We start from the raw sequence: 19,911 nt of genomic DNA on the forward strand, positions 1-19,911 counted from the left end.
GCTCGACGGTTTGATCGTTAGTGTTGCGGCAGTTTTCTCGGCAGTTGTCTTGGAAAGTTCTGGAAGTTGGAAATGAAGAGCAAATTCATCGCGTCGCTGCTGCTGGGAACGGCACTCACGCTCGCCGCTGGCAGCGTCGCTTCGGCCGGCGACAAGACCATCAAGATCGGCGCGCTGTCCGATCAGTCGGGTCTTTATGCCGATCTGGGCGGTCCCGGCTCGACGCTCGCGGCGCAGATGGCGATCGAGGATTCCGGTCTCACTGCGAAGGGCTGGAAGATCGACGTCATCTCCGGCGATCACCAGAACAAGCCGGATATCGGCACCTCGATCGCGCGGCAGTGGTTCGACGTCGACAAGGTCGACGTCATCGTCGACGTGCCGAACTCGGGCGTGGCGCTGGCGGTGAACAACGTCGTCAAGGAAAAGAACGGCGTCTACATCAATTCGGGCGCTGCGACCTCGGATCTCACCAACGCGCAGTGCTCGCCCAATACGGTGCACTGGACCTACGACACCTACATGCTCGCGCACACCACCGGCCAGGCGCTGGTCAAGGCGGGCGGCTCGACCTGGTATTTCCTGACCGCCGACTACGCCTTCGGCGCGGCGCTGGAGCGCGACACCACGGCGGTCGTGACCGCCAATGGCGGCAAGGTGATCGGCAGCGTCAAGCACCCGCTCAACACCTCCGACTTCTCTTCCTTCCTGCTGCAGGCGCAGTCGTCGAACGCCAAGGTCATCGGCCTCGCCAATGCCGGCGGTGACACCACCAATTCGATCAAGCAGGCGGCCGAGTTCGGCATCACGAAGGGCGGCCAGAAGCTCGCGGCGCTGCTGTTGTTCCTGACCGACGTCAAGTCGATCGGGCTCGACATCGCGCAGGGCCTCAACTTCACCGAGACCTTCTACTGGGACATGAACGACCAGACCCGCGCGTTCTCGGACCGCTTTGCCAAACGGATGAAGAGCGGCGCGCCGCCGACCATGGTGCAGGCGGGCGTCTATGCCGGCTTGATGCATTACTTCAAGGCGTTGGAGGCGCTCGGCGAGAACCCGCATGACGGCGTCAAGATCGTCGACAAGATGAAATCGATCCCGACCGACGATGCGCTGTTCGGCAAGGGCGAGATCCAGCCGAACGGCCGCACCATCCACACTGCGTATCTGTTCGAGGTCAAGAAGCCCTCGGAGTCCAAGGGCCCGTGGGATCTCTACAAGCTGGTCGGCTCGGTACCGGGCGACCAGGCCTTCACACCGCTCGACAAGAGCGCGTGCGCCTTGTTGAAGAAGTGAACCGCTGCCGTCCCGGCGGCTGATCCCGCCGGAACCGCTGTCTTTAGGAAACGCCGAGAGAAAACAGAAACAAGACGATGCAGGCCCTCTACGCACAGCTCCTGGTCGGACTGATCAACGGCTCGTTCTACGCGCTGCTCAGTCTCGGGCTTGCCGTCATCTTCGGCATGCTCAACATCATCAACTTCGCCCATGGCGCGCTCTATATGATGGGCGCGTTCTGCGCCTATTTTCTGCTCAACCTCGGCGGCATCAATTATTGGTGGGCGCTGCTGCTGGCGCCGATCATCGTCGGCGCCTTCGGCATGATCCTCGAGCGCACCATGCTGCAATGGATTGCCGGGCTCGACCATCTCTACGGACTGCTGCTGACGTTCGGACTGGCGCTGATCATCCAGGGCGTGTTCCAGAACTTCTTCGGCTCGTCCGGCCTGCCTTACGCGATCCCGGATCAGCTCCGTGGCGGCATGAACCTCGGCTTCATGTATCTGCCGGTCTATCGCGGCTGGGTCGTCATCTTCTCCCTGGTCGTCTGCCTGGCGACCTGGTTCCTGATCGAGCGCACCCGGCTCGGCGCCTACCTGCGCGCAGCCACCGAGAACCCGACCTTGGTGCGGGCCTTCGGCATCAACGTCCCGCGCATGATCACGCTGACCTACGGCCTTGGCGTCGGGCTTGCGGCGCTGGCCGGCGTGCTGTCGGCGCCGATCAACCAGGTGCGGCCGCTGATGGGCGAGCACATCATCATCGTGGTGTTCGCGGTGGTTGTGATCGGCGGCATGGGTTCGATCATGGGCTCGATCATCACCGGCTTCCTGCTCGGCGTGATCGAGGGACTGACAAAGTATTTCTACCCCGAGGCTTCCAACACCGTGGTCTTCGTTCTGATGGTCCTGGTGCTGCTGGTGAAGCCGACGGGTCTGACCGGACGGGCGGCCTGACATGACATCCATCACCGACGCGACCCTGCCGATCACCCCGCGCGCGATGCGCGACGAGATGATCGTGTTCGTCATCATGGCAGCGCTGCTGGCGATCGTGCCGTGGACCGGGCTGTACCCGTTCTTCGTCATGCAGGCGCTGTGCTTCGCGCTGCTCGCCTGCGCCTTCAACCTCCTGATCGGCTATGGCGGCCTGTTGTCGTTCGGCCACGCGATGTTCCTGGGAACGGCCGGCTATTGCAGCGCCCACGCGTTGAAAGTGTGGGGGCTGCCGCCCGAGCTCGGCATCCTCACGGGCGTTGCCGGATCGTTCGTCCTGTCGGTGATCACCGGCTACATCTCGATCCGCCGGCAGGGCATCTATTTCGCGATGATCACCCTGGCGCTGTCGCAGCTCTTGTACTTCATCTATCTGCAGGCGCCGTTCACCCATGGCGAGGACGGTATCCAGGGCATTCCGCAGGGGCGGATGTTCGGCATCCTCGACCTGTCCAAGCCGACGGTGCTGTATTACGTCGTGCTGGCCGGTTTCCTCGCCGGCTTCCTGCTGATCTTCCGCACCATCAACTCGCCGTTCGGCGAGGTGCTGAAGTCGATCCGCGAGAACGAGCAGCGGGCGATCTCGCTGGGCTATAAGACCGACCAGTACAAGCTGCTCGCCTTCATCCTGTCGGGGACGCTGGCTGGCCTCGCCGGTGCGCTGAAGGTGTTCGTCGCCCAGAATGCCTCGCTGACCGACGTCGAGGTCGGGATGTCCGGCCAGATCGTGCTCATGACCCTGGTCGGCGGGCTCGGCACCGTGTTCGGCCCCGTCGTCGGCGCCTTCGTGATCGTCGGCATGCAGCAATATCTGTCCGGCTTCGGCCAGTGGGTGACGGTGATCCAGGGCGGCATCTTCGTCGCCTGCGTGCTCACCTTCCGCCGCGGCGTGGTCGGAGAAATCGCCCATCTGTTCAAGCGATCCCTCTAAGCTATTGATCTGTAAAGAGATCGTCGAAAGGGCAGAAAGCGGTGGATGAACCGGCCACCGCTTCTGCTGGTGCGCGATCCGGAGTATGACAGTTCTGTGACGGGCCGGCCCTGGCCCGTTTCGGAATGGATGGATCTCGTCCCATGCTGCACTGGTTTCGCGCCGTTCTCCCGCGGGAGGAGCGGTTTTTTGATTTGTTCGCCCGCCACAACAAGGTGGTGATCCAAGGCGCGCATGCGCTGCAGGACATGCTTAAGGGCGGCGACGACATCCTCAGGCACTGCCAGCGCGTCAGCCAGCTCGAGAACGAGGCCGACAACATCACGCGGGAGGTGCTGACCGCGGTCCGCCGCACCTTCATCACCCCGTTCGACCGCGGCGACATCAAGAACCTGATCACCTCGATGGACGACGCCATCGACCAGATGCAGCAGACCGCCAAGGCCGTGGTGCTGTTCGAGGTCAAGGAGTTCGAGCCGACCATGCGCGAGATGGGCACCTTGCTGGTCGATTGCGCCAATCTGATCGGAAAGGCGCTGCCGCTGCTGCAGGCGATCGGCCAGAACGTGCCGATGATCACCGCGATCACCGAGGAGATGACCAAGCTCGAGGGCCGGGTCGACGACCTCCACGACATCGGGCTGAAGGAGCTATTCCTCAAGCACCGCAACGCCAACACGATGGACTTCATCGTCGGCGCCGAGATCTACGACCATCTGGAGAAGGTCGCCGACCGCTTCGACGACGTCGCCAACGAGATCAATTCGATCATGATCGAACAGGTCTAGGGTAGGGCCGCGCCGTGGACGCTCAACTCGGCCTTCCGATCCTGGTTGGCCTCATCGCCGTCGCACTCGCCTTCGATTTCCTGAACGGCCTGCACGACGCCGCCAACTCGATCGCGACCATCGTCTCGACCCGCGTGCTCCGGCCGCAATATGCGGTGTTCTGGGCCGCGTTCTTCAATTTCGTGGCGTTCAGCGTGTTCGGACTGCATGTCGCGCAGACCATCGGCACCGGGATCATCGATCCCGCGATCGTCGACGCCCACGTGATCTTCGCGGCTCTGGTCGGCGCGATCGTCTGGAACCTGGTCACCTGGGCGGCCGGCATTCCGTCGTCGAGCTCGCACGCGCTGATCGGCGGCCTGGTCGGGGCAGGGGTTGCCAAGGCCGGCATCTCGGCCACCGTGTGGAGCGGCCTGTCCAAGACCGTGCTCGCGATCGTGCTGTCGCCCGTTGTCGGGCTGGTGCTGGCGATGATCCTGGTTGCGATCGTGTCCTGGGCCTCGGTGCGCTCGACGCCGTTTGCCGTGGACCGGGCCTTCCGCATCCTGCAATTCGCTTCGGCCTCGCTGTATTCGCTCGGCCACGGCGGCAACGACGCGCAGAAGACGATGGGCATCATCGCGGTGCTGCTGTACTCGCAGGGCCATCTCGGCGAGCAGTTCACGGTGCCGTTCTGGGTGGTGCTGTCGTGCCAGGCCGCGATGGCGCTGGGCACGCTGATGGGCGGCTGGCGCATCGTCCGCACCATGGGCCTGCGCATCACCAAGCTGAATCCGATGCAGGGCTTCTGCGCCGAGACCGGCGGCGCCATCACGCTGTTCCTGGCGACGTTCCTCGGCGTGCCCGTCTCGACCACCCACACCATCACCGGTGCCATCGTCGGCGTCGGCGCCGCCCGCCGCGCCTCGGCGGTGCGCTGGAACGTCGCCGGATCGATCGTCTATGCCTGGATCTTCACGATTCCGGCCTCGGCCATCGTAGCGGCACTGAGCTTCTGGCTGGTGTCGGTGCTCAGGCACTAAAGACGGCGGGACCGTCCTGAAACGTTGGGGCCTCATGGTTCGAGACGCTCCGCAAGCGCGGCGCTCCTCACCATGAGGGGCGGGATTCGACCGCGGCGGCAGATTTCGCTGCACAATCAGACCTCGTCCTGAGGAGCGCGCCGCCTGGCGCGCGTCTCGAAGGACGGCGGCGGGCCGGGGAGCCAGCCCCGGCGTGCCCATCAGCCGCCGGGTAACTCCCCGGTTGGAGTTGCGGTGCAAAACGCCTATATGGAGGGCGCGCGGCGGCCGTGAGCCCGCGCCTTTCCCGTACATCGCCGCTCTCCGGCCTCAAAACGACGTCCGCCGCCTCATGTCCGATTCCGCCGTCACCACTGAACAGCCGTCCCGCTCCGCGCTCTCCGATGAGGTCGCGCGCCGGCGCACCTTCGCCATCATCTCGCATCCGGACGCCGGCAAGACCACGCTGACCGAGAAGCTCTTGCTGTTCGGCGGCGCCATCAACCTCGCCGGCCAGGTCAAGGCCAAGGGCGAGCGCCGCAACACCCGCTCGGACTGGATGAAGATCGAGCGCGAGCGTGGCATCTCGGTCGTCACGTCGGTGATGACCTTCGAGTTCGAGGGCCTCGTCTTCAACCTGCTGGACACGCCGGGCCATGAGGACTTCAGCGAGGACACGTATCGCACGCTGACCGCAGTCGACTCCGCCGTCATGGTGATCGACGCCGCCAAGGGCATCGAGGCGCGCACGCGCAAGCTGTTCGAGGTCTGCCGCCTGCGCGACATCCCGATCATCACCTTCATCAACAAGATGGACCGCGAGAGCCGCGACACCTTCGACCTGCTGGACGAGATCGAGAAGACGCTGGCGCTCGACACCACACCGATGACCTGGCCCGTGGGCCGCGGCCGCGACTTCATCGGCACCTATGACGTCAGAGACGGCGGCGTGCGCCTGCTCGAAGGCGGTGGCGCCAAGACCGGCGCGGCACAGCAGATCGCGATCTCCGAGCTCGGCAAGCTCAACGCCAATCTCGACATGAGCCAGATCACCGACGAGCTGGAGCTGGTCAAGGAAGCCTGCAAGCCGTTCGACCTGGAGGCGTTCCGCGAGGGCCATCTGACGCCGGTCTATTTCGGCAGCGCGCTGCGCAATTTCGGCGTCGGCGATCTCCTGGAAGGTCTCGGCCGCTACGCGCCGTCGCCGCGCGCGCAGGAGTCCAACCTGCGCAAGGTCGACGCCGCCGAGCCGCGCATGAGCGCCTTCGTCTTCAAGATCCAGGCGAACATGGACCCGAACCATCGCGACCGCATTGCGTTCGCGCGGCTGTGCTCGGGCAAGCTCAACCGCGGCATGAAGGCCAAGCTGGTGCGCACCGGCAAGACCATGCCGCTGTCGAGCCCGCAATTCTTTTTCGCGCAGGACCGCTCGGTCGCGGACGAGGCCTTCGCCGGCGACGTCGTCGGCATTCCCAACCACGGTAGCCTGCGCATCGGCGACACCCTGACCGAGGGCGAGGACCTGACCTTCGTCGGCGTGCCGAGCTTCGCCCCGGAAATCGTCCGCCGCGTCCGCCTCACCGATGCGATGAAGGCCAAGAAGCTCAAGGAAGCCTTGCAGCAGATGTCGGAGGAGGGCGTCGTGCAGGTGTTCCGTCCGCGCGATGGCGCGCCGGCGCTGGTCGGCGTGGTCGGACCGCTGCAGCTCGACGTGCTCAAGGCGCGGCTCGATGCGGAATATTCACTGCCGGTCGAGTTCGAGATCTCCGAGTTCTCGCTGGCGCGCTGGATCTCCTGCGACGACAAGAAGAAGCTCGAGGCGTTCATCGCCGCCAACAATTCCGGCGTCGCCGACGACGTCGATGGCGACCCCGTGTTCCTGGCCAAGAACGAGTTCTATCTCGGCTACACCAAGGAGCGCGCGGAGGGCATCGTGTTCTCCAACGTCAAGGACGTGAAGAAGAAGGCGTGAGGCTGGCTCCGTTGTCAGCCGTCATTCCGGGGCATCGCGCAGCGATGAGCCCGGAATCCATCTTGCCTCTGGTTCTGTCGCCCGATGGATTCCGGGCTCGCCCTGCGGGCGCCCCGGAATGACGTGGGGAGAGAGTTCCCTGCAAAACTCGGGGCTGCTCACAGCTCGATGATGCCGCGCCTTGCCGCGTGCGCCACCGCATCCGTTCGCCCGGTGGCGTCGAGCTTGTCGAGCAGCGAGCCGACGTGGAATTTCGCGGTATGCACGGAGATGCCGAGGCTGCGGGCGATCTCCTTGTTGGAGCGGCCCTCGGCCATCAGCGCCAGCACGTCGCGCTCGCGCGCGGTGAGCTGAAAATCATCGATCGCCTGGCCGTCGATCCTGTCGTCGCCGCTGTGCGTCTCATCACTGCCATGCAATGGCGCGATGGCGACGTCGGCGCTCTCGCCGGGGGCGACCAGCGTCAGGCCCGTGACATCGCCGAGCAGCGCCGCCAGCCGGTCGGCGAGCTCGGCATCGTCGACCGCGATTGCGATCCTGATCGGCCCGCGCGCCTCCTCGCTCACGCCGGCCTCTCGCCGATGGTCAGGGCGAACTGCACCGGCTCGCCGGCACGCAGCGCTGCGACCTCGACGACGGCGCCGACGCTGTCCGGACCGAGTTCGCGCATCATCGCGCGCATGCCCCTGAACGGCTCCTTGTTGAGAGCGGTGATGACGTCACCCTGGCGCAGGCCGGCGGCCGCGGCCGGGCCGCTCTTGTCGAGGCTCATGATCATCGCACCGAGCCCGTCGTCGAGCCGGACCGGCTGCAGGCCGGCGCCGAGATAGCCGCGCGCGATGCGACCATTCGTCTCGAGCTTGCTGGCGACCCGCTCGATCGTGGCCGCGGGTATCACGAGCGTGCGGCGCGGGCCCCGCACGGCCATGCCGATCGCGTGGCCTGCAGCGTCGAGCACGAGGCCGCCTTCGGAGCTGTGGCGCAGCCCGGTGTCGAGCTCGATCCGCGCATCGATGTCGCCGCCGCGCAGGCTGCGCCACGGGCCGGCGGATTTCGAGACCATGGCGAGCGCTGCGACCGGTGCGCCCTGGTCGGCGGCGGCGATGACCGCGAGCGAGCCGAGCGCGGGCACCTCGCCGGAGAGTTTGACTGGCGCCGCCGCGCCGCCATCGAAGCGGAGCAGGGCGATGTCGGTGGTGTGATCGCGGCCTGCCATCCCGGCGGGACGTGTGGTGCCGTCGGCGAAGACGATAGTGACGTCGCCTTCATCGGCCAGCGCCTCATCGGCGGTGACGATGAGGCCTGATTTCCAGACGAAGCCGGAGGCGCGCAAGCGGTGCGAGTGGACCGAGACCAGAGACGGTGCGACCGCGGCGACGGTCGTCGAAAGCGCTGATGAGAGCGAGGAGAGGGTGGACAGATCGGACATCGAGGGCTCCATGGGTTGATCCCAATGTGGAGCGTCGGTCGGCGTTTCGGAACTCCCCGGATGGGCAGGCTACGAGTTGAACTCAGAGCGTCTTCCGCGACTTCGGCAGCGGAAACGCGAGATCGCCGTGTTTCGACGTCTTCAGCCCCAGCCCGACCAGCGCCTCGGCGAAGCGCACGGCGGCGGCGACGCCGTCGATCACGGGAATGCCGAGCTCGGTCGAGAGATCGCGCGCCAGATCGGCCATGCCGGCGCAGCCGAGCACGATGGCGCCGATCCCGTCCTCGCGCAGCGCCGCCCGGCATTCGCCGAGCAGCGTGCCGCGCACATTGGCCTCGGGCTTGTCGAGATCGAGCACGGCGACGTCGACCGCGCGCACCTTGCGGCAATGCTGCTCCATGCCGTAGTTGCGCACGAGGTGCTCCGCGATCACCTTGGTGCGCGACAGCGTGGTTACGATGCTGAAATGGGTGGCGACGAAGCTCGCCGCATGCATCGCGGCTTCCGCGATGCCGAGCACCGGCACGCCCGACAATTCGCGCGCGGCGAGCAGGCCGGGATCGCCGAAGCAGGCGATCACATGGGCGTGGCAGCCCTCGGCGTCGCCGGCTTCGATCTCCTTGAGCATGCCGACCGCGGCAATCGCCTCGTCGTAGTGCCCCTCGATCGAGGCGGCGCCGAACCGCGCGGTGCGGCCGACGATCCGCGTCGACGGGCTTGCGCTGGCCTGGGCCGCCTTGGCGATCAATTCGGTCATCGTCACCGTCATGTTCGGGTTGATGACGTTGATCACGGTCTCGCTGTGGCTCATCGTCGCGTCCGTCCGTTGTCGCATCCTGCCGTGTTCTAGCCGAGTTCCGCAGGCACGGTCGAGGGCCGTTCGCGATGCGGGAACGCGCAGACGTGAACGGGATTGAGCTTGCGAATTCTGCGATCGGATCCAGCTTGGAGTCCATTCCAGCCCGAGAGTCCCATGCTCCGTGTCGTCGTGCTCGTCCTGTTGATGGTAGCCGCTCCGGCCACCGCCGACGCGCGCCGCCAGCAGATCAATCCGGTGCCGTTCGCGCACACACCGTGCAGCGTGCTCGACGAGGGACCATGCACGCCGTCGTTCTGCAGCGTCTACGGGCCGTGGCCTTGCATTCCCGAGATGAACTATCCCTATGGCCAGAACCTGCAACTGACGATCGAGAGCCGGCCCGCCAAGGATCAGGAAGCCAAATATCAGAAGCCGGATCACGATCTCGACACGATCGGCGATCTGTTTGCAGCGCTGCGTGCATGCTGGACGCCGCCGCCGGAGGACAACGCCCGCGCCGGGATGCAGATGACGGTGCGCTTCAGCTTCAAGCGGACCGGCGAGTTGATCGCGCCGCCGCGCGTGACCTTCGCAACATCAGGCGCCCCGGCCGACACGCGCGCGACCTATCTGAAGACGATCAATGCCTCGCTCGACGGCTGCCTGCCGCTGAAGTTCACAAAAGGGCTCGGCGGCGCGCTCGCCGGCCGGCCGATCGCGATCCGCTATGTCGAGAATCGTGATCTGAAGAACACGTCGGAGCGGTGATGGCTTCGCCCGCTGGGCACGACCTCTCGACCGCCCCGTGTCTCGCGCCCATCGTCATTCCAGGGCGACGCGTTAGCGTCGAACCCGGAATTTCGCGATTGCCTGCAAGAACGCAAGCCAATCTCGAGATTCCGGGTTCGGCTCTGCGAGCCGCCCCGGAATGACGGCTGAGGCGCTTGGCGCCTCACCTCGAAAATGCAGGCCACGTTGCGAGGCCGCCCCCGGAAATGATACCGATGCCCACGCACAGGTCGCGTGCAAGCGAAGGGGGACGCCGTGGGACTTCTGGTGATGGTGGTGGGGCTGGTGCTGTTTCTCGGCGCCCATGTGTTCACGACCCGGCGCGAGGCGCGCGCGCAGGTCATCGCGCGGCTGGGCGAGGGCACGTACAAGCTGGTCTACACGGTCGTGGCCCTTGCCGGCCTCGTCCTGATCGTGTGGGGCTTTGCCGATTACCGCAGCGGCGGCTGGATCCAGGTCTGGACGCCGCCGAAGGCGCTCAAGCACATCAATCTCGCGCTGATGCTGCCGGCCGTCATCATGGTGGTCGCCGCCTACATCCGCGGCCGCATCTACACCGTGCTGAAGCACCCCATGCTGGCGGGCGTGAAGCTGTGGGCGTTCGGGCATCTGCTCGCCAATGGCGACCTCGGCGGCATCATCCTGTTCGGCTCGATCCTGGCCTGGGCGGTGTTCGACCGCATTTCGCTGAAGCGGCGCGCTGACGCCGGCGGCCCACCGATCCCGGTCGGCGGCGTCGGCAACGACGTGATCGCGGTGGTGGTCGGCATCGTCGTCTATCTGGCGCTGGCCTTCGCGTTCCATCCCGTCGTGCTCGGCATTCCGGTCATTGGGGGGTAGCGATGTCGGTGCAGTCGACGGTCCGCCGAAAGACGGCTCCCGAGATCCGCGCCCGCAAGGGCGGCGAGCCGATCGTGATGCTGACGTCCTACCACGCCCATACCGCGGCGCTGGTGGATCGCCATTGCGATGTGATCCTGGTCGGCGATTCCCTTGGAAACGTGATGCACGGTTTCGAGACCACCGTGCCGGTGACCCTGGAGATGATGATCCTGCAGGGCCGCGCCGTGATGCGTGGTTCGCGCCAGGCGCTGGTGGTGGTCGACATGCCGTTCGGCTGCTACGAGGCGTCGAAGGAGCAGGCGTTTCATGCGGCGGTGCGGATCCTGAAGGAGACGCAATGCGGCGCGGTCAAGCTCGAGGGCGGGGTGCGGATGGCCGAGACGGTGGCCTTCCTCAGCGAGCGCGGCATTCCGGTGATGGGCCATGTCGGCCTGACGCCGCAATCGATCAACACGCTCGGCTCGTTCCGCGCGCAGGGCCGCGACGAGGCGGATTGGGCCGCGATCGAGAGCGACGCTGCGGCGATCGCGCAGGCCGGCGCGTTCTCGGTTGTGATCGAGGCCGTGGCCGAGCCGCTGGCGCGCAAGATCAACCAGCAGATCGCGATCCCCACCATCGGCATCGGCGCCAGCGCCGCCTGCGACGGCCAGGTGCTGGTGCTGGAGGACATGCTCGGCCTGTCGCCACGCGCGCCGAAATTCGTCCGCCGCTACGGCAATCTCGGTCCGGCGATCGACGAGGCGGTCGAGCGCTACGCGGCCGACGTGCGTAGCCGTGTGTTTCCGGCGGCGGAACATGTCTACGGCATGAAGTCCAAGACCTGACGGGCGCCTCTCGCTTGGTCGTCGCGTTGCAGCCGTGATGCGCGCGGCGGCACTGCGCTATCTCCGGCGCTGCCGGAGATAGCCAAGCGCATCGCCCGATGGTTATGCTTGGCTGGTCCGCATCGCGGCAAACAACGACAAAAAAGCCAAGCTCGGGGAAATGCCATGGACTGGTCGACCTATGTGACGCCGCCGATGCGGCGCGAAGCCCGTTTTGGCGATCGCGTGGTGCCGCTGTTCACGGAGCGGCCGGCGAACATCTGGGCCATGGTCGAGGAGGCCGCGGCGCGCAACGGCGACGGCGAGGCGCTGGTCTGCGGGGCCGTGCGGCTGTCATGGCGCGAGGTCGCCGAGGCCGCCGCGCGGATCGCCGGCGGGCTGCAGGCGAGGGGCCTGCGCCAGGGCGATCGGCTGGCGCTGCTGCTCGGCAACCGCATCGAGTTCGTGCTCACGCTGTTCGCTGCCGCCAAGCTCGGGCTGATCACGGTGCTGCTGTCGACGCGGCAGCAGACCCCGGAAATCGCCTATGTGCTGGGGGATTGCGGCGCCAAGCTGCTGCTGCACGAGGCGGCACTGGCGGACCGGTTGCCGGCTGCTGCAGAGACGCCGGAGCTGGCGGGGCGCATTGCCGTCGATGATCGTCCAGCGCGATCGGATTTTGCAGCGCTGGCCGATCATGCCGCGCACGAGGCTCGGGTCGAGGTGGCGGAAGAGGACACCGCGATGATCCTCTACACCTCCGGAACCACCGGTCGGCCGAAAGGCGCGATGCTCGCCCATTGCAACATCATCCACTCCTCGATGATCTACGAGGCCTGCCTGGGGCTGACGCCAGCCGACCGCTCGATCGCCGCGGTGCCGCTCGGCCATGTCACCGGCGTCGTCGCCAACATCACCAGCATGGCGCGCTGCGCCGGCACCTTGATCATCATGCCGGAGTTCAAGGCCGGCGAGTATCTGAAGCTCGCCGCGCGCGAGCGCGTGACCTACACGGTCATGGTCCCGGCGATGTACAATCTCTGCCTGCTGCAGCGCGACTTCGACAGCCACGATCTCTCGTCGTGGCGGATCGGCGGCTTCGGCGGCGCGCCGATGCCGGTCGCGACCATCGAGCGGCTGGCCGCCAAGATCCCGGGTCTGCGGCTGGTCAATGCCTATGGCTCGACCGAGACCACCTCGCCGGCAACGTTGATGCCCTCGGATCTGACCGGGCGCCATATCGACAGCGTCGGGCTGCCGTGTCCAGGGGCCAGCATCCTGGTCATGGACGGGGAGGGGCGGGAACTGCCGCGCGGCGAGATCGGGGAGATCTGAATCGGCGGCGGCCAGGTCATCAGGGGCTACTGGAACAATCCCAAGGCCACGGCCGAGAGCTTCACCGCCGGCTATTGGCATTCCGGCGATCTCGGCTCCGTCGACGCCGACAATTTCGTCCGGGTGTTCGACCGGCAGAAGGACATGATCAACCGCGGCGGGCTGAAGATCTACTCGGCCGAGGTCGAATCGGTGCTGGCGAGCCATCCGGCGGTGGTCGAGAGCGCGATCGTCGCCCGGCCATGTCCCGTGCTCGGCGAGCGCGTGCACGCGGTGGTCGTGACCCGCGAGCCGATCAGCGCCGAGGCGCTGCGCAGCTGGTGTGCCGAGCGGGTCTCGGATTACAAGGTTCCGGAAACCCTGACCGTGACCGCGGACCCCCTGCCGCGCAACGCCAACGGCAAGGTGATGAAACGGCAGTTGCGCGAAGCCTTGACGGCGTGATAGCCGCGTTCGGACCCTGTGGCAGAACCGGGGAGTAACGCCTTGATTCGGCTGGACTCGCCTTGCCACCGCCATGCCGATGCGGTATCGGCGCCGGCGCGTGGGCAACGGGCCGCTCGCGCGGCCCTTCGAAGCCATGCGCGCGCGTTCGCAGCGAACCTGATTGGATGTCCTTAGGTGTCTGATTTTATTGATGAAGTAGACGAGGAGGTCCGCCGGGAACAGCTCAAGAAGCTGTGGGACCGCTACTCGATCTTGATCATCGCCCTGGCCGTGCTGATCATCGCCGGCGTTGGCGGCTGGCGCGGCTACCAATACCTGGAAGGCCAGAAGGCGGCCGAGGCGGGCTCGGCCTTCAACAAGGCCCTCGAGCTCTCCGAGCAGAACAAGCATGCCGAGGCGGAAAAGGCCTTTGCGGATGTCGCGGCCACGGCCCCATCGGGATACCGCACGTTGGCCCGCTTCCATCAGGCCGCAGAGGCCGCCATGCGCGACAAGGCGGCGGCCGTGAAGCTCTATGACGAGCTTGCTGCCGACCGCAGCATCGGGGCCGAGCAGCAGTCGATGGCGCGGCTGCGCGCGGCAGGCCTGCTGGCCGATACGGCGCCTTACGCGGACCTCAAGCAGCGCCTCGAAGGCGAAACGGCGCCTGGTGCGCCGTTCCGCCACGCGGCCCGCGAATTGCTGGCGCTGTCGGCGTGGAAGGCCAACGATGCCGCCGCGACCCGTCAATGGCTCGACATGATTGCGCTGGATGGTGAGACCCCGCCGGGCCTGCGCTCGCGCGCCGAAGCGCTGCAGGCGCTGTTGCCTGCAGTCGCCAAGAGCTGATCGCGGATCGCGCGACGGCGAAACCGAGTTGATTGGAACGACGATCATGCGCCGCGCCCAACGTGCCATTGCCCTCACGGTCCTCATTGCGCTTTCCGGCGTGCTGGGCGGCTGCGCGAGCGGGGGAAGCTTCGACCCCTCGGACATGCTCGACTTCCTCGACACCAAGAAGAAGCTGCCGGGCGACCGCAAGCCGGTGTTCCCGGAGGGCGTGCCGGGTCTCGAGCAGGGCGTGCCGAAGGAGCTCTACAAGGGCGCGCAGCAGCAGCCGATGACCGATCCAGGCGCCCAGGAGGCGATGCCGGCGCCCCCGGCCGAGGAGCCCAAGGGCAAGAAGGGCGCCAAGGGCCGGCAGCAGGCCGCCGTGAGCAACCCGACCACGGCCGATCCGCAGGACGGCGAGGCCGCTGCGGTCGAGCAGGGCGCCGCCGGCGTTCCGCCGGCGCCGAAGCCGAAGAAGATCGTGCGCCGCCGCACCACCGCACCGCCGGCGGATGACACGGCCCCGGCGCAGCCGCCGGCCGCCCAGAGCTCGGGCGGCGGCTTCCCGGCGCCGATGCCGAGCGGCTCCTTCAGCCGTTAATCTCAGTCGCGAATCGACTGATCGCCCGTTCGGTTTTGCGGCCGAATGCGCTAAAGCTGCGCGCTCACGCGCACGGATCATCATGCCTTTCACCATCGCCATCATCGGCCGGCCCAATGTCGGCAAGTCGACCCTGTTCAACCGTCTGGTCGGGCAGAAGCTGGCGCTCGTCGACGACATGCCGGGGGTCACGCGCGACCGCCGCGAGGGCGAAGCGAAGCTCGGCGATCTCCATTTCACGATCATCGACACGGCCGGCCTCGACGAGGGCCCGAAGGGCTCGCTGACCGCGCGCATGCAGGAGCAGACCGAGACCGCGATCGCGCTCGCCGATGCGCTGTTCTTCGTCATCGATGCCCGCATCGGCCTGACGCCCGCCGACCGCGCCTTCGCCGATTTCGCCCGCCGCGCCGACAAGCCGGTGCTGCTGCTCGCCAACAAGAGCGAGGGCAAGCATGGCGAGCTCGGCGCCATGGAGTCGTATGCGCTCGGCCTCGGCGATCCCATCCAGATCTCGGCCGAGCACGGCGAGGGCATGGGCGAGCTCTACGACGCCGTCAGCAAGCTCGTGCCGCCCACGGACGACGAGGACGACGAGCGCGAGGAGACCGACGAGGAGCGCGCCGCACGTCCGATCCGCGTCGCGATCGTCGGCCGTCCCAATGCCGGCAAGTCGACGCTGATCAATCATCTGCTCGGCGAGGAGCGGCTGCTGACCAGCCCCGAGGCCGGGACGACGCGCGATTCGATCGCGGTCGAGATCGAATGGAAGGGCCGCGGCTTCCGCATCTACGACACCGCAGGCCTGCGCCGGCGCTCGCGCATCGAGGAGAAGCTCGAGAAGCTGTCGGTGGCGGACGCGCTGCGGGCGGTGCGCTTCGCCGAGGTGGTCGTGCTGATGATGGATGCGCAGAACCGCTTCGAGGAGCAGGATCTGCGCATCGCCGACCTGATCGAGCGCGAGGGTCGCGCGCTCGTCATCGCGGTCAACAAATGGGACCTGATGGAGGCCAAGCCCGGCCAGATCTCGATGCTGCGCCGCGACGCCGACCATTGGCTGCCGCAGGTCGCGGGCGCGCCGATCGTGGCGGTGTCGGGCCTGATGGGCGAGGGCATCGACCGGCTGATGCAGGCGATCGTCGAGGCCTACGCGGTCTGGAACCGGCGCGTGCCGACCGCGGCGCTGAACCGCTGGTTCGAGGGGGCGATCGCCGACAATCCGCCGCCGGCGGTGTCGGGCCGCCGGCTCAAGCTGAACTACATCACCCAGACCAAGGCGCGGCCGCCGAGCTTCGTGCTGTTCTGCTCGCGCGCCGACGCGATCCCGCAATCCTACTTGCGCTATCTCACCAACTCGATGCGCGAGACCTTCGAGCTGCCGGGCACGCCGGTGCGCATCACCCTGCGCGAGAAGGCCAACCCGTTCGCGCACAAGCGCAAGCGGCCGAACTGATCAGTCGCGGGAGCGGAAGCGGTCCGGCCATGGAAGCAAGCCCGCCGAGCGTCGCGACCGAAAATGCGCCGGCCCCGCGCCGCGGCGCGGTCGCCTTCATCTTCGTCACCATCCTGCTCGACATGCTCGCGCTCGGGCTGATCATGCCGATCCTGCCGAAGCTGATCGAGAGCTTCGTCGGCAACGACACCGCGCAGGCGGCACGCATCTTCGGGCTGTTCGGCACCGCGTGGGCGCTGATGCAGTTCGTGTTTTCGCCGGTGCTCGGCAGCCTGTCCGACCGCTTCGGCCGGCGGCCGGTGATCCTGCTGTCGAACTTTGGCCTCGCCGCCGACTATGTGCTGATGGCGCTGGCGCCGTCGCTCGCCTGGCTGTTCGTCGGGCGGCTGATCTCCGGCGTCACCTCGGCCAGCATCTCCACTGCCTTCGCCTACATCGCCGACCTGACGCCGCCGGACCGCCGCGCCGCGATCTTCGGCCGCATCGGCGCCGCGTTCGGCGCGGGCTTCGTGCTCGGTCCCGCCACCGGTGGACTATTGGGCGACATCGATCCGCGGCTGCCGTTCTGGGCGGCCGCGGGGCTCAGCTTCGCCAACGCGCTCTACGGCTTCCTGGTGCTGCCGGAGTCGCTGAAGCCGGAACGGCGCAGTCCATTCCGGTGGCGAACGGCGAACCCGCTCGGGGCGCTGCGGCTGCTGGCATCGGACCGCATCCTGGCCGGACTGTCGACCGTGAACTTCATCACCCAGCTCGCCCATGTCGTGCTGCCGTCGACCTTCGTGCTGTACGCGACCTATCGCTACGGCTGGGACACGCGCACCGTCGGCCTCACTCTGGCGATGGTCGGCGTCTGCGCGATGATCGTGCAGGGCGGCGCGGTCGGGCTGATCGTGCGCGTGTTCGGCGAGCGCGGCGCGCTGATGCTGGGGCTATCCGCGGGGCTGGTCGGCTTCTTCATTTTCGGCGTGGCGCCGACCGGACCGCTGAGCTGGCTGGGCATTCCCGTGATGGCGCTGTGGGGCGTCTCGGGCGCGGCGTTGCAGGCGCTGATGACCCGGCTGGTGGCGCCGGACAAGCAGGGCCAACTCCAGGGCGCGACATCGAGCGTGCAGAGCGTGGCCCAGCTCACGGGGCCGTTCCTGTTCACGCTGAGCTTCGCCTATTTCATCGGGGCCACTGCGCCCGTGCATCTGCCCGGCGCGCCGTTCCTGCTGGCGTCGGGGCTGATGATCGTCGCGATCGTGATCGCGCTGCGGACGCTCGCGAAAGCGAAGGCCGCCTCCTGACATCATCCCGATGCGCGCGACGGCGCATCGGCAATGTGCGTGGGTCCGGACTGATGCTGGCGCGCCAGCCCGGACCGATGCGGGACGATTACTTCTTCACCAGCGGGCACTCGCTGGCCTCGAGCGGCTTGGCGGCGTCCTCGGCCGGGATCGTCGCGATCAGCTTGTAGTAGTCCCACGGATATTTGGACTCTTCCGGCTTCTTGACCTCGAACAGATAGGCCGGGATCAGGCGGCGTCCGTCGGCGCGCAGCGGGCCCTTGCCGAACAGCGGATCGTCGGTCGGGATCTCCTTCATCTTGGCCACGACCTTGGCGCCGTCATGCGGATTGCCGCCCATCGCGTCCAGCGCCTTGAGGTAATGCAGCGTGCCGGCATAGACGCCGGCGACCGTCATCGACGGCATCGTGCCCTTTGGCGACACCTTCTGGAAACGCTTGGACCATTCGCGGGTCTTGTCGTTGAGATCCCAGTAGAACGACTCGGTGAAGGTCAGGCCCTGCGCCACCTTCAGGCCCAGCGCATGCACGTCGTTGACGAACAGCAGCAGCGCGGCGAGCTTCTGGCCACCCTGGACGATGCCGAATTCGGCGGCCTGCTTGATCGCGTTGGTGGTGTCGCCGCCGGCATTGGCAAGGCCGATGACCTTGGCCTTGGACGACTGTGCCTGCAGCAGGAAGGAGGAGAAGTCGGCGGTGTTGAGCGGGTGCTTGACGGAGCCGAGCACCTTGCCGCCATTGGCGGTGACGACCGCCGAGGTGTCGCGCTCCAGCGCATGGCCGAACGCGTAGTCGGCGGTGAGGAAGAACCAGCTGTCGCCGCCGGCCTTGGTCAGCGCCTTGCCGGTGCCGTTCGCCAGCATGTAGGTGTCGTAGGTGTAGGAGATGGTGTTGGCGTTGCAGGCCTTGCCGGTGAGGTCGGCGCTCGCGCCGCCGGAATTGATCAGGACCGAGTTCTTCTCCTTGACCAGATTGGAGATGGCCAGAGCAACGCCGGAATTCGGCGTGTCCATGATCACGTCGACCTTCTGGGTGTCGATCCACTGCCGGCCGATATTGACGCCGATGTCGGGCTTGTTCTGGTGGTCGCCGCTGATGACCTCGATGGTCCAGCCCTTGGCCTTCATGCCGGAATCTTCGACCGCCATGTTGACGGCTGCGACCGAGTTCGGTCCGCCGATGTCGGCATAGAGGCTGGACATGTCGTTGAGCACGCCGATCTTGACGACCTTGTCGTCGGCGAAGGCGGAGCCGGCAAAGCTGAGCGTGGTGGCGGCAAGCAGCGCGGCCATCCGCCGCGCCTGAGACGTCGTCATCAAAGTCCTCCCTGGTGTCGTGTCACGGCGGGGCTTCTTGGGCGCCCCTTGCCGTCTGTCTCCCTGGATAGCCGGTCTTGTGAGTTGCGGCAATGTGCCAAAAGGCGCGAGGCGCGCCCAAGGTTTGTGCGTTTCGCTTGAGCGTTAACGCTGGGCGTACAGGCCCTGCAAGAATACCGTTGCTCATCATGAGGCCCGTGACCGACGCCTTCCACGATCAGGTCATGCTCGGCTGAGCACGGCGCGGTAGCTCATGAGGGCTCGACGATGGGCGTCGAGCCGCGGGCCTTTCTGGTCTTGTCGCCGACCGGCGAGGGGGCTGCGGGCGGCCGCAGGAAGCGCGTCAGCATGATGCGCAGATGTGCGGTGCTCTTCTTGATGTCGACGTTCGGATTCCGGATCGGCAGCGCGCGTGCGCCGTCGACGATCGCGAACAGAATATTGGCGGTCGATTCGGGATCAAGGCGGGGATCGACGTCGCCGCGCCGCTGCGCCTTGATGAGAAAATCGACCAGCAGCGCCCGCATCGCGCGCGCATGGGCGTGGACGATGGCGGCAAAATCGGCATTGCGGCAGGCCTCGGCCAACGCCTCGGCGCTGAGGACCTGGGCCTGCGGCTGATGAATGCTGGTGCTCTCGAGCTCCTGCACCAGCGCGTCGATCACGTCGGGTGAGGCCAGGATCGCCTGGAGGCGCGCTGCGGCGTGGCTCAGGTTCTGGTCGACCAGCGCCTGGATCATCGCCTCCTTGCTGGGGAAGTAGTGGTAGAGGTGGCCTGGGCTGATCTTGGCGGCGGCGCAGATGTCGGTGGTGCTGGCGCCGTGAAAACCGTTCCGGACGAAGCACGACAACGCCGCCTGGAGAATCTCCCGGCGCTTCTGCTCGTGCTTGACCGGATCGACCTTTCTCATCACGCGTCTCTCATCACACGTCCTGTCGGGCCAACTCTCGCCACATTCGCGGGTTTCCGCCAACTGCTTGTAATATAAAATAATATTTCGCGCCGCTCTAATCTAGAGAATTTGATCTAGTT

General features: G+C 66.6%; 18 protein-coding genes and 1 pseudogene. 14 read left to right on the top strand and 5 right to left on the bottom strand.

What is annotated here, in order from left to right; translation table 11 throughout:
- Positions 1-72 precede the first annotated feature (72 nt).
- The 6 genes from ACQR2C_RS07490 to ACQR2C_RS07515 all read left to right on the top strand — a co-directional run bounded on the left by ACQR2C_RS07490 (position 73) and on the right by ACQR2C_RS07515 (position 6,968).
- Positions 73-1,296 carry an ABC transporter substrate-binding protein gene (locus ACQR2C_RS07490; RefSeq protein ID WP_316215611.1) on the top strand — a complete coding sequence of 408 codons (1,224 nt, stop codon included), beginning with the start codon at positions 73-75 and terminating at the stop codon, positions 1,294-1,296.
- 77 nt (positions 1,297-1,373) lie between these two features.
- A complete protein-coding gene (locus ACQR2C_RS07495) occupies positions 1,374-2,237 on the top strand; it encodes a branched-chain amino acid ABC transporter permease (RefSeq protein WP_315800348.1) in 864 nt (287 codons plus the stop codon).
- Between the two features lies 1 nt (position 2,238).
- Positions 2,239-3,207 (top strand): branched-chain amino acid ABC transporter permease, encoded by a 969-nt coding sequence (locus ACQR2C_RS07500; protein ID WP_315800347.1) that lies wholly within the window; start codon positions 2,239-2,241, stop codon positions 3,205-3,207.
- Positions 3,208-3,350: 143 nt separating this feature from the next.
- Positions 3,351-3,995: a DUF47 domain-containing protein gene (locus ACQR2C_RS07505; protein ID WP_315800346.1), complete on the top strand. Its 645-nt coding sequence runs from the start codon at positions 3,351-3,353 to the stop codon at positions 3,993-3,995.
- A gap of 14 nt (positions 3,996-4,009) precedes the next feature.
- A complete protein-coding gene (locus ACQR2C_RS07510; protein ID WP_316215612.1) occupies positions 4,010-5,017 on the top strand; it encodes an inorganic phosphate transporter in 1,008 nt (335 codons plus the stop codon).
- 331 nt (positions 5,018-5,348) lie between these two features.
- On the top strand, positions 5,349-6,968 hold the full coding sequence (locus ACQR2C_RS07515) for a peptide chain release factor 3 (RefSeq protein WP_316215613.1): 1,620 nt from the start codon (positions 5,349-5,351) through the stop codon (positions 6,966-6,968).
- A 158-nt stretch (positions 6,969-7,126) separates the two neighbouring features.
- Here ACQR2C_RS07515 and ACQR2C_RS07520 read toward each other — a convergent pair whose 3' ends face one another.
- The 3 genes from ACQR2C_RS07520 to ACQR2C_RS07530 form a co-directional block, all read right to left on the bottom strand.
- On the bottom strand, positions 7,127-7,534 hold the full coding sequence (locus tag ACQR2C_RS07520) for a response regulator transcription factor (protein ID WP_316215614.1): 408 nt from the start codon (positions 7,532-7,534) through the stop codon (positions 7,127-7,129).
- Positions 7,531-8,397: a S1C family serine protease gene (locus ACQR2C_RS07525; protein WP_316215615.1), complete on the bottom strand. Its 867-nt coding sequence runs from the start codon at positions 8,395-8,397 to the stop codon at positions 7,531-7,533. The genes ACQR2C_RS07520 and ACQR2C_RS07525 overlap by 4 nt, the downstream gene beginning before the upstream one ends.
- 82 nt (positions 8,398-8,479) lie before the next feature.
- Positions 8,480-9,208: an aspartate/glutamate racemase family protein gene (locus tag ACQR2C_RS07530; RefSeq protein ID WP_315800341.1), complete on the bottom strand. Its 729-nt coding sequence runs from the start codon at positions 9,206-9,208 to the stop codon at positions 8,480-8,482.
- Between the two features lie 162 nt (positions 9,209-9,370).
- On the opposite strand from ACQR2C_RS07530, the gene ACQR2C_RS07535 reads away from it, so the two are divergent.
- The 8 genes and pseudogenes from ACQR2C_RS07535 (at position 9,371) to ACQR2C_RS07570 (ending at position 17,563) form a co-directional block, all read left to right on the top strand.
- Positions 9,371-9,964 carry a hypothetical protein gene (locus ACQR2C_RS07535; RefSeq protein ID WP_434880845.1) on the top strand — a complete coding sequence of 198 codons (594 nt, stop codon included), beginning with the start codon at positions 9,371-9,373 and terminating at the stop codon, positions 9,962-9,964.
- 276 nt (positions 9,965-10,240) lie between these two features.
- Positions 10,241-10,825 (top strand): NnrU family protein, encoded by a 585-nt coding sequence (locus ACQR2C_RS07540; RefSeq protein ID WP_315800339.1) that lies wholly within the window; start codon positions 10,241-10,243, stop codon positions 10,823-10,825.
- Between the two features lie 2 nt (positions 10,826-10,827).
- Positions 10,828-11,652 (top strand): 3-methyl-2-oxobutanoate hydroxymethyltransferase, encoded by an 825-nt coding sequence (gene panB / locus ACQR2C_RS07545; RefSeq protein WP_316180976.1) that lies wholly within the window; start codon positions 10,828-10,830, stop codon positions 11,650-11,652.
- A 165-nt stretch (positions 11,653-11,817) separates the two neighbouring features.
- Positions 11,818-13,410 (top strand): annotated as a pseudogene (locus ACQR2C_RS07550) (class I adenylate-forming enzyme family protein).
- 177 nt (positions 13,411-13,587) lie between these two features.
- On the top strand, positions 13,588-14,241 hold the full coding sequence (locus ACQR2C_RS07555; RefSeq protein WP_316180972.1) for a tetratricopeptide repeat protein: 654 nt from the start codon (positions 13,588-13,590) through the stop codon (positions 14,239-14,241).
- 46 nt (positions 14,242-14,287) lie between these two features.
- Positions 14,288-14,824 carry a hypothetical protein gene (locus ACQR2C_RS07560; RefSeq protein WP_315800335.1) on the top strand — a complete coding sequence of 179 codons (537 nt, stop codon included), beginning with the start codon at positions 14,288-14,290 and terminating at the stop codon, positions 14,822-14,824.
- Between the two features lie 82 nt (positions 14,825-14,906).
- On the top strand, positions 14,907-16,277 hold the full coding sequence (der, locus tag ACQR2C_RS07565; protein ID WP_316215618.1) for a ribosome biogenesis GTPase Der: 1,371 nt from the start codon (positions 14,907-14,909) through the stop codon (positions 16,275-16,277).
- 29 nt (positions 16,278-16,306) lie between these two features.
- Positions 16,307-17,563 carry a TCR/Tet family MFS transporter gene (locus tag ACQR2C_RS07570; protein ID WP_434880846.1) on the top strand — a complete coding sequence of 419 codons (1,257 nt, stop codon included), beginning with the start codon at positions 16,307-16,309 and terminating at the stop codon, positions 17,561-17,563.
- An 88-nt stretch (positions 17,564-17,651) separates the two neighbouring features.
- Here the strand turns inward: ACQR2C_RS07570 and ACQR2C_RS07575 are convergent, their stop codons facing one another.
- Complete coding sequence (locus ACQR2C_RS07575; protein ID WP_315800332.1) at positions 17,652-18,878, bottom strand: ABC transporter substrate-binding protein; 1,227 nt, start codon at positions 18,876-18,878, stop codon at positions 17,652-17,654.
- Positions 18,879-19,129: 251 nt separating this feature from the next.
- Positions 19,130-19,789, bottom strand: a complete 660-nt coding sequence (locus ACQR2C_RS07580; protein WP_316180966.1) for a TetR/AcrR family transcriptional regulator — start codon at positions 19,787-19,789, stop codon at positions 19,130-19,132.
- Positions 19,790-19,911: the final 122 nt, after the last annotated feature.

The organism is Bradyrhizobium sp. HKCCYLRH3061, from assembly GCF_051168015.1.
Classification (GTDB): Bacteria; Pseudomonadota; Alphaproteobacteria; order Rhizobiales; family Xanthobacteraceae; genus Bradyrhizobium.